5 protein-coding genes and 1 pseudogene are annotated in these 9698 nt (G+C 72.6%); 5 read left to right on the plus strand and 1 reads right to left on the minus strand.

Annotation, left to right across the window (positions count from 1 at the left end; genetic code table 11):
* Positions 1 to 120 precede the first annotated feature (120 nt).
* Positions 121 to 555 (minus strand): SRPBCC family protein, encoded by a 435-nt coding sequence (locus AB0N03_RS25165; protein WP_364376343.1) that lies wholly within the window; start codon positions 553 to 555, stop codon positions 121 to 123.
* 196 nt (positions 556 to 751) lie between these two features.
* On the opposite strand from AB0N03_RS25165, the gene AB0N03_RS25170 reads away from it, so the two are divergent.
* From AB0N03_RS25170 to fusA, 5 genes and pseudogenes are all read left to right on the plus strand, one after another.
* A complete protein-coding gene (locus AB0N03_RS25170; RefSeq protein WP_364376346.1) occupies positions 752 to 4360 on the plus strand; it encodes a discoidin domain-containing protein in 3609 nt (1202 codons plus the stop codon).
* A gap of 292 nt (positions 4361 to 4652) precedes the next feature.
* Positions 4653 to 4829 carry a hypothetical protein gene (locus AB0N03_RS25175; RefSeq protein WP_364376349.1) on the plus strand — a complete coding sequence of 59 codons (177 nt, stop codon included), beginning with the start codon at positions 4653 to 4655 and terminating at the stop codon, positions 4827 to 4829.
* A gap of 70 nt (positions 4830 to 4899) precedes the next feature.
* Positions 4900 to 6531, plus strand: a complete 1632-nt coding sequence (locus tag AB0N03_RS25180) for a helix-turn-helix domain-containing protein (protein WP_364376726.1) — start codon at positions 4900 to 4902, stop codon at positions 6529 to 6531.
* A gap of 454 nt (positions 6532 to 6985) precedes the next feature.
* Positions 6986 to 7342 (plus strand): annotated as a pseudogene (locus tag AB0N03_RS25185) (M4 family metallopeptidase); the annotation flags it as partial.
* 296 nt (positions 7343 to 7638) lie between these two features.
* The gene (gene fusA, locus AB0N03_RS25190) at positions 7639 to 9588 is read left to right on the plus strand and encodes an elongation factor G (protein ID WP_364376352.1); all 1950 of its coding nucleotides are present in this window, start codon (positions 7639 to 7641) and stop codon (positions 9586 to 9588) included.
* Positions 9589 to 9698 lie beyond the last annotated feature (110 nt).

Genomic DNA, 9698 nt, shown 5'->3' on the forward strand with positions numbered 1-9698 from the left:
AGGCGGAACTCGCGAGTTCCGCCTTCAATCACGCGAGTCACGTGCCTGATCACGCGAGTTCCGGCGTCAATCACTCACTTGGCCCCGCTCGCGCAGCCACGATCCCGCTACCAGCCTCGCTCAGCCCAGCCCCTCCAGCGCCCGCGTCAGCTGCGGCACCACTTCGTCCCCGAGCCGCTCGAATTCGCGCTTCAACAGCGGGCCGGCCAGCTTCGCCCACCCGTGGAACACGATCGTCGCGCGGTAGCGCACCGTCGTCCCGTCCGGGCCGGCCGACAGGCCGAAGTCGTCCGTCGAGGTCGCCGTCTTGTTCTCGCCCACGAACGTCACGCGGCCCGCCTCGCGCCGGGTCAGGTGGTAGTCCAGCTCCGTCCGGCGGCCGCGGAACTCCGACACGTTGTGCCACTCGGCACCCACCGCGATCGGCCCCGCGTCCGCGCGCGTGCACGAAACCGTGCCCGGATCCCAGTCCTCCGTGTGCGCGAAGTCCGCGAGGTACTCCGCCACGCGCTCGACCGGCGTGCGCACTGTGACGGTGCGTTCGACCTGGACCATCGGGACCTCCCGGATCGGTTCGTTGCGCAGCCGTTGCAACCGTAGCGGGCACCGCTCAGCGGGGCACGGTGAACCGCGCACCGACATCGATGTCATTATTCCGAATTCTTGTCTTCCTTGTCTTCTTGACGCTTCCAGCGCGCACGGCGGAAGCTTCCTGGCAACGTTGTCACCCTGTTGCGATCGGAGTTCCCGCATGGCGGAGGAGTACGGCATCACCGCGGATGTCGAGCCCGCGGAGGTGGCCGCCGTCTCGCGGCGGCACGTCCTGGCCGCCGGGACCGGCCTGCTGGCCGGGTTCGGCCTCGCGGCCGTCCTGCCCGGGGTCGCGTCCGCGGCGCCCGCCGTCGCCGACAGCCAGGCGCAGAAGACCGACCTCGCCCTGTTCCGGCCGGTGCAGGTGTCCTCGACCGACTACGCCGCCACCCCGGCCGAGTTCGCCGTCGACGGCCTCGCGCAGGTCGGCGTCAAGGGCTCCGGCTGGCGCGCCACCCCGGGCGACGGCCAGTGGATCGTCGTCGACCTGCAGGGCCAGTGCCGGCTCGACTCGGTCGTGCTGACCTTCGAGGCGCGGCCCGGCGACCCGGCCTTCGACGTCACCGCCTCCCGCAGCCACACCAGCGGCTTCGAAATCCTCTCCAGCTACGCCACGGCGTTCGACCTCGACGTCTCGGGCGACGGCAAGGCCTGGCGCACCGTCCACCACACCGACGCCGGCACCGGCGGCGTCGTGACGATCCCGCTCACCGCCGTCACCGCCCGCTGGGTCCGGTTCACCGCTTCGAGCCGCTCGACGACCAACCCCGTGGGCCTCAACGGCTTCCAGGTGTTCGGCACCGGTCCGCAGAACCGCCCGGCGGTGCACGGCTGGACCAGCTTCCCGGTCCGCCCGCACGACGACCCGCCCGCGCTCGCCGTCGCGCCCGACGGCACCGTGCCGCTCGAGTCCGGCTGGGTCCTCACGATGGACGACTGGTCGCCCACCGCCGACGGCAAGGCGCTGTCGGGATCCACTGTGGACACCCGCGGCTGGCTCCCGGCGACCGTCCCGGGCACGGTCCTGGCGTCGCTGGTCGAGCAGGGCCAGCTGCCCGACCCGGTCTCCGGGATGAACACCCTGCACGTCCCGGAGGCGCTGTCGCGTCACGCCTGGTGGTACCGGCGCCGCTTCTCGCTCCCGCGCGGCCTCGACACCTCGGCGGGCCGGCACGTCTGGCTCGAGTTCGACGGCGTCAACCACGAGGCACAGATCTGGCTCAACGGCGCCGAAATCGGCACCCAGAGCCACCCGTTCGGCCGCGGCGCCTACGACGTCACCGCCGCCCTTCGCCGCTCCGGCGACCAGGCCCTCGCCGTGAAGATCTCGCCGATGCCGCGGCCCGGCAGCCCCAGCGACAAGGGGGCGAACGGTAGTTCCTGGGTCGACGCCGGCAGCACGATGTTCGACAACTCGCCGACCTACCTCGCGGTGTCCGGCTGGGACTGGATGCCGGCGGTGCGCGACCGCGCGTCCGGCATCTGGGACCACGTGCGCCTGCGCTCCACCGGCGCCGCCGTCCTCGGCGACGTCCGGGTCGACACGAAGGTGCCGGACGCCGCCACCGCCGTCGTGACGCTGACCGTGCCGGTGCGCAACGCCGCCGCGACGGCCCAGCGCGTCAAGGTCACCGCCGCGTTCGGCCCGGTGACCGTGTCGAGCACGGTCACCGTCCCGGCCGGGCAGAGCACCGACGTCGTGTTCCCGGCGCAGCAGGTCGAGAACCCGAAGCTGTGGTGGCCCAACGGTTACGGCGACCCGAACCTCTACGACCTGACGCTCACCGCGGCGATCGGCGCGTCGACCAGCGATCGGCGGACGACGAAGATCGGCCTGCGCCAGATCGGCTACCAGTACGACCTGCCGATCGTCATCGCCGACGGCCGGGCCACCCAGTCCGTGGACCTCACGCCGCAGAACGCCCGGTTCGTCCGGATGCAGGGCCTCAAGCGCGCCACGGGCTGGGGTTTCTCGCTCTGGACGATGTCCGTCGCCGACAGCAAGGCGCCGGAGACGGACCTGGCTCAGGGCAAGACCGCGACTTCGCAGTCGGTGGCGGACGGCAACCCGCCCGAGCGGGCCTTCGACGGCGACCCGAACACGCGCTGGACGTCGGCCTACGAAGACAACCAGTGGCTGCAGGTAGACCTCGGCGCCGCGACCGCGTTCGACCGCGTCGTGCTGACCTGGGAGACCGCCTACGCGGCGACGTTCAAGATCCAGGTGTCGCAGGACGGTGACACCTGGACCGACGCCGCGTCGGTGGACAACAGCCCGAAGCCGCTGACGTTCCTCGTCAACGGCGTCAAGGTGTTCGCCCGCGGCGGCAGCTGGGGCTGGGACGAGCTGCTGCGCCGGATGACGCCCGAGCGGACCGACGCCGTCGTCGCGATGCACCGCGACATGAACTTCACCCTGATCCGCAACTGGGTGGGCTCGTCGTACCGGCAGGAGCTGTTCGACGCCTGCGACAAGTACGGCATCCTGCTGTGGAACGAGTTCTGGGACGGCTGGTCGACCGACCCGGCCAACCACGACGTCTTCCTCGCGCAGGCGAAGGACACCGTGCTGCGCTACCGCCACCACGCGTGCGCGACGGTCTGGTTCGGCTGCAACGAGGGCACGCCGCCGCCGGTGATCGACAACGCGCTGCGCGCCCTCGTCCACGACCACACGGACCTGCTTTACCAGGGCAACTCGGCGGGTGGCGTGATCACCGGCGACGGGCCCTACTACTGGCAGGACCCGAAGCGGTACTTCACGGGTGAGGCGACCGGCGGCGAGTACGGGTTCTGGAGCGAGATCGGACTGCCGACGGTGTCGGTCGTCGAAAGCATGCGCAACCTGGTCGGGAAGGACGACCCGGGCTGGCCGATCGGCGCGCCGTGGTTCCTGCACGACTGGTCCACCGCCGGCAACCAGTCGCCGCAGAGCTACCTCGCGGCGATCGACGCGCGGCTCGCGCCGTCGACGAGCCTGGCGGAGTTCTGCCGCAAGGCGCAGTTCGTCAACTACGAGAGCATGCGCGCGATCTTCGAGGCCTGGAACACGAAGCTGTGGGCCGACGCGACCGGCGTGCTGCTGTGGATGTCGCACCCGGCGTGGCACAGCACGGTCTGGCAGACCTACGACTACGACCTCGACGTCAACGGCAGCTACTACGGCGCGCGCAAGGGCTGCGAGGCCCGGCACGTGCAGGCCGACCTGACGACGTGGCAGGTCCGGGTCGTCAACCACACGCCGGCCGCGTTGAGCGGGGTGACGGTCACCGCGCGGCTGTTCTCTTTGGACGGTGCCTCGCTCGGTGCTCCCGCGCAGCAGAAGCTGGACGTCGCCGCGAACGTGGGCGCGGCGGCGTTCACGGTGCCGTTCGACGCGGCGCACCCGGACGTGCACCTGCTGCGGCTGACCCTGACCGACGCGCGCGGCGCGGTGCTGTCGGAGAACACGTACTGGCGTTATCGCGGTGACACGGCCATGCGCGCGCTCAACCAGCTCCCGGGCGCGCGGCTCACTTCGTCGTTGAGGGCCGACGGCGACGCGTACACGGCGACGATCCGCAACGACGGCACGACGGTCGCGGCGATGATCCGGCTGTCGCTGCGCGAGCACAACGGCACCGACCGCGTCCTGCCGACCCGCTACGACGACAACTACTTCTGGCTGCTGCCGGGGGAGAGCCGCACGGTCCGCGTCGAGCCGCGGCGGCGCGTGCCGAACGCCCGGCTGCTGGTGGAGGCGTACAACGTGGCGGCGAAGCTGAGCTAGCCGCCGGGGCACGGCACAGTCTCGGCGTCGTCCCGCGGCTGCCCGGCCGCACCCTCGTCGTCGTCGAACCGCGCAGCGACACCTGGATCGTCTTCGGGCTCGCCCTCGCCAGCGGTGCGCGGCCGCCGACCTCGCCGTCCTCGGCGGCGGGCGGTTCCCGCTCGATCCGGACGAGTCCCCGCTGCACGCCCTGATCCGCTGGCACGCCACGGACCTTCGCGGGACTCCTGCCGAGTTCGCCGGGCACGACCGCGTCGTCCTCGTCACCGAGCAGTTCCGCGACGAGCCGGACGTGCCCGGCCGGGTCCCGCTCTACATCTGGGAGACCAGGCCGCGCACCCGGCACGAACACGACCCGCCGTTCACGGCCGGTCCGCGGCGCGGGCCCTTCCGCGGGCTCGGCGACGCGTCTTTCCTGATGATCCCCTGGTGGGAGGAGTTCGTCGACGGCAACCAACTCGATTGCTGATTTCGTACCCGGGAACGAACTAGGCTGGTGGCATCGCGCCTAGCTTCGGGAGGTGCTCGTTTCGGTGAACATGCGCCCGCACGCCAGCCTCGGCCGCGTCCTCGACGACCTGGGCGGCACGCTCCTGGACCTCGTCCTCGGGGACTCCGACCGCCCGGGCGGCATCGGCGGCGTCGCCATCCACGACCCCCTCGACGAGCCCGCCCTGCCCCAGCACGCCCTGATGCTCGGCGTCGGCCTCGCCGACCCCGGCGAGGTGGTGCGCCAGCTGCGGACCCTGGCCCGTCACGACGCGGCCGGGCTCGTGCTGCGCGCGCCCGTCACGGTCACCGCGGCGATCACCGCCGCCGTCGAGGAGACCGGCGTCGCGCTGCTGAGCCTGGCGCGCGGCGCGTCCTGGGCCCAGCTCGCCGCGATGCTGCGGTCGCTGCTGGCCGAGGGCGACGTCGGCGACGCCCAACCCGAGATGCTTGCCGGGCTGCCCTCGGGCGACCTGTTCGCCGTGGCCAACGCGATCGGGGCGCTCATCGACGCCCCGGTGACCATCGAGGACCGCCGCTCGCGCGTGCTCGCGTTCTCGGGACGCCAGGACGAAGCCGACCCCTCGCGGGTCGAGACCATCCTGGGGCGGCAGGTGCCCGAGCGGTTCTCCCGGATGCTGGCCGACCGCGGCGTGTTCCGCGAGCTCTACCGCAGCGATCGGCCGGTGTACGTCGACCGGCCGCCGGAAAGCCCCGACGGCTTCAAGATCCCGCGCGTGGCCGTCGCGGTCCGGGCGGGCGACGAGATCCTCGGGTCGATCTGGGCCGCGGTGCGGGAGCCGCTGACCCCCGATCGCACCCAGGCCCTCTGCGACGCGGCCCGCCTGGTGGCGCTGCACCTGCTGCGCGTCCGGGCGGGTGCCGACGTCGAACGCCGGCTGCGCGCGGACCTGGTCAGCACGGCGCTCGAAGGCGGGGCCGCCGCACGGGAGGCGCTGAGCCGGCTGGGGCTGGCCGACCAGCCGGTCGTCGTGCTGGCGCTGGCGGTGCTCGACAGTGCCGGCCTTCGAGCCGAAGACGCCGAAATCGCCACCGAACGGCAGCGCCTGGCCGACGGTCTGGCGATGCACCTGAGCGCGGTGCACCCGCGCTGCGCGGCGGCGCTCGTCGGCGACACCGCGTACGGGCTGGTGCCGGTGACCCGCGACGCGGACGGCGAGCGCCGCGCCCTGCGGATCGCGAAGGACTTCCTGGACCGGGTGGGCGACCGCGTCCGCGCGGTGGTCGGCATCGGGCCGGTGGCGCGCAGCGCGGCCGAGCTGCCGGAAGCCCGCGACAGCGCGGACCGGGCGTTGCGGGTCCTGCGGTCGGGCAGCGGCCCGGGGCGCCGGGTGGCGTCGCTGGCCGACGTGCACGTCGAGGCGCTGCTGCTCGAGCTGCAGGACCTGGTCGCCGCCCGCGGCGACCGCCCGACCGGCCCGGTCGCGCGCCTGCTCGACTACGACGAGCAGCACCACGCCCACCTGGTCGAGACGTTGCGGGCCTGGCTCGACGCCTTCGGCGACGTCATCGCCGCGTCGGCCGCGGTCCACGTGCACCCCAACACGTTCCGCTACCGCCTGCGCCGGCTCGCCGAGGTCGGCGGCTTCGACATGACGGACCCGGAAGCCCGGTTCGCGGCGATGCTCCAGCTCCGGGTAGTAGCCCCACCCCCCTCCTGACGCGTGATCGAAGAGCCGACACGCGTGATTGAGCAGTCGACACGCGTGATTGAGGCGACGACACGGTGACGGCGGGGCCGTTTCGTTGTGTCGACCCTCCAATCACGCGAGTCGACCCTCTGATCACGCGTGTCGACTCCCGGATCACGTCTGTGCGACGTCCAAAATGTCGGTGATTAACTACCGACCTAAGAGCCACACTTGGTCAGTTACCGACTTTCGACCGGTGTGCGACACCTTCGGGGCATGTGAACCTGCACGGACTTCACGTCAGGTGATCAAGCTTCCACGGAGGTGTACCGGGTGTCACGCAAACGGGTCATCGCAGGGACGGCGGCGGTGAGTGCGGCCGTCGTCGCGGTGTCGCTGGCCACCACCGGCTCGCCGGCCTACGCGACCATCGCGCAGCCGTCGATGCACGCGCTGAACTCCCTCGCGATGCCGTTCGGCAGCGTCGCGCTCGTCGCTGTCGCCGCAGCCGGACATGGTCAACGGCCCGGGCTGGGAGACGAACAACCCGGACGAGCACATCAACGACGGCGTCGTCAACAAGGTCGACTACCTGATCACCGACGGCGACACCTTCAACGGCCAGACCGTGCGCGGCCTCGGCCTCGACAAGTCCGTCCAGATCTGGTGGGGCGTCGAGAACACGCTCACCCAGAGCGCGACGTTCAAGGACGTCGGCGAGGCCCTGAACTCCTCCTGCGCGGCGCTCGCCAAGGCGGGTACCGCGGGCATCACCACCGACGACTGCACCCAGGTCGGCAACGCGGTGACGGCCACGCAGCTGGACCAGGACCCCAGCTGATCCGAGCCTGACGAACCGAAGGCCACCCCGGGCGACCGGGGTGGCCTTCGGCGTTCCCGGAGCGGAAATCCGGTTGGCGGCCCGGGAAACCGTCGTTACCCTGACCCGGAGTCCAAGATCGCGTTGATGAAGGGAGCCGGCCGTGCCCGTCGCCGTCGTCTCCCGTCCGCGGTCCGAGGTGTTCCTCGTGTCTTCGCGCCTCCGGTGTCCGCCGCGCGGCTGACACCGCACCCGTGACGCGTTCCGTCGCGGCGAATCGCGCTGCCCCGACCGGATCGTCCACAAAGGACCGTGCCATGCGCACCCACGACCTGACCACCGTCCGCAACCTGGGCATCCTCGCCCACGTCGACGCGGGCAAGACCACCGTCACCGAACGGATCCTCCACCTGACCGGAGCCACCCACAAGACGGGCGAGGTCCACGACGGCACCACCGTCACCGACTTCGACCCGCAGGAACGCGACCGCGGCATCACGATCTTCTCCGCGGCCGTCACCTGCGCGTGGCGGGGCCACCGGCTCACCCTCATCGACACGCCCGGCCACGTCGACTTCACCGCCGAGGTCGAGCGGGCGCTGCGCGTCCTGGACGGCGCCGTCGCCGTGTTCGACGCCGTCGCGGGCGTCGAGCCGCAGAGCGAAACCGTCTGGCGCCAGGCCGATCGGCACGGCGTGCCGCGCATCGCCTTCGTCAACAAGCTCGACCGGGCGGGCGCCGACCTCGACACGGCTGTCGCGTCGATCCGGGCGCGGCTGCACCCGGCGCCGCTGGTGGTGCAGCTGCCGATCGGGCGCGAGGACGGCTTCACCGGCGTCGTCGACCTGCTGCGCCTGCGGGACGTGCCGGCGGACCTCCTGGCCGAGGCGCGACGACGTCGTCGCGTGCTGGAGGAGGCCGTCGCCGAGCTGCATCCCTTGGCGCTGGACGAGTTCTGCGCGACCGGGACCGTCTCGGCCGAGACGCTGGAAAAGGCCCTGCGGGAGCTGACCCTCAGCGGCGACGGGCTCGTCGTCCTGTGCGGCGCGGCCTACCGCGACCGCGGGATCGAGCCGCTGCTCGACGCCGTCGTGGCCTACCTGCCGTCGCCGGCGGACGTCCCGCCGGTGCGCGGCGACCGGCCCGCCGACCCGGCGGCGCCGCTGGCCGCGCTCGTGTTCAAGGTCGTCGCGACGACCACCGGGCGGCTGACCTACCTGCGGGTGTACTCGGGAACGCTGCGGAAGGGGGACCAGGTGCGCGACGCCGGGCGCACCGAGCGGATCGCGCGCGTCCTGCGCGTGCAGGCCGACCGGCAGTCCGAAGTGGATAGTGCGGTGGCCGGCGACATCGTGGCGGTGGCCGGGCCGAAGGCGGCGCGCGTCGGCGCCACGCTCTGCGCGCCGGACGCCCCGGTGCTGCTGGAGCCCCCGCCGACGGCGGACCCGGTCGTCTCGGTGGCCGTCGAGGCCCGCCGGGCGGGCGACGGCGAGCGGCTGACGTCGGCGCTGGCGCGGCTGGCGGAGGAGGACCCGTCGCTGGTCGTGCGGACCGACCCGGAGACCGGGCAGACCGTGTTGTCCGGGCTGGGGGAGCTGCACCTGGAGGTGGCGGTGGAAAAGCTGCGGCGGGACCGCGGGCTCGAGGTCGCGGTCGGGCGGCCGTCGGTGGCCCACCGCGAGACCGTGGTCCGCGGGGTGTCCGGGCTGCTGTACCGGCACGTCAAGCAGGACGGCGGGGCGGGCCAGTTCGCCCACGTGGTCCTGGACGTCGCGCCGGCGGCCGACGGGTTCGAGTTCGCCTCGGCGATCATGGGCGGCCGGGTGCCGCGCGAGTACGTCCGCGCGGTCGAGGCCGGCTGCCGGGACGCCCTGACCGACGGACCGCTGGGCGGGCACCCGGTGACCGGCCTGCGGGTGGTGCTGACCGACGGGGCGACGCACCCGAAGGACTCGTCGGACCTGGCGTTCCGGACGGCGGGCCGGCTCGGCCTCCGGGAAGCCTTGCGGGCGTGCGCCATGCACCTGCTCGAACCGGTCGCCGAGGTGGTCGTGACGGTTCCGGCCGACGTGGTCGGCGGCGTGCTCGGCGACCTGGCCGCCCGCCGCGGCCGGGTGACCGCCTCGGCGGTCCGCGGCGGCACGGCGCTGGTGACGGCGACGGTCCCGGTGGCGGAGCTGTTCGGCTACGCGAACCGCCTGCGCGGCCGCACCCAGGGCCGGGGCACGTTCACCGCCCGGCCGTCGGGCTACGCGCCGGTGCCGTAAGCGGTCGTGGGTGGGTTTTAAGTTGGTTCAAGGGTTTGAACTTACCACCACCCCCGCGTTTGCGACCGACGCGCGGGGGGCCCGACGCCCCCCCGCGGGCGGGCGGGGAC

Source organism: Amycolatopsis sp. NPDC051061 (assembly GCF_040682935.1).
Classification (GTDB): Bacteria; Actinomycetota; Actinomycetes; order Mycobacteriales; family Pseudonocardiaceae; genus Amycolatopsis.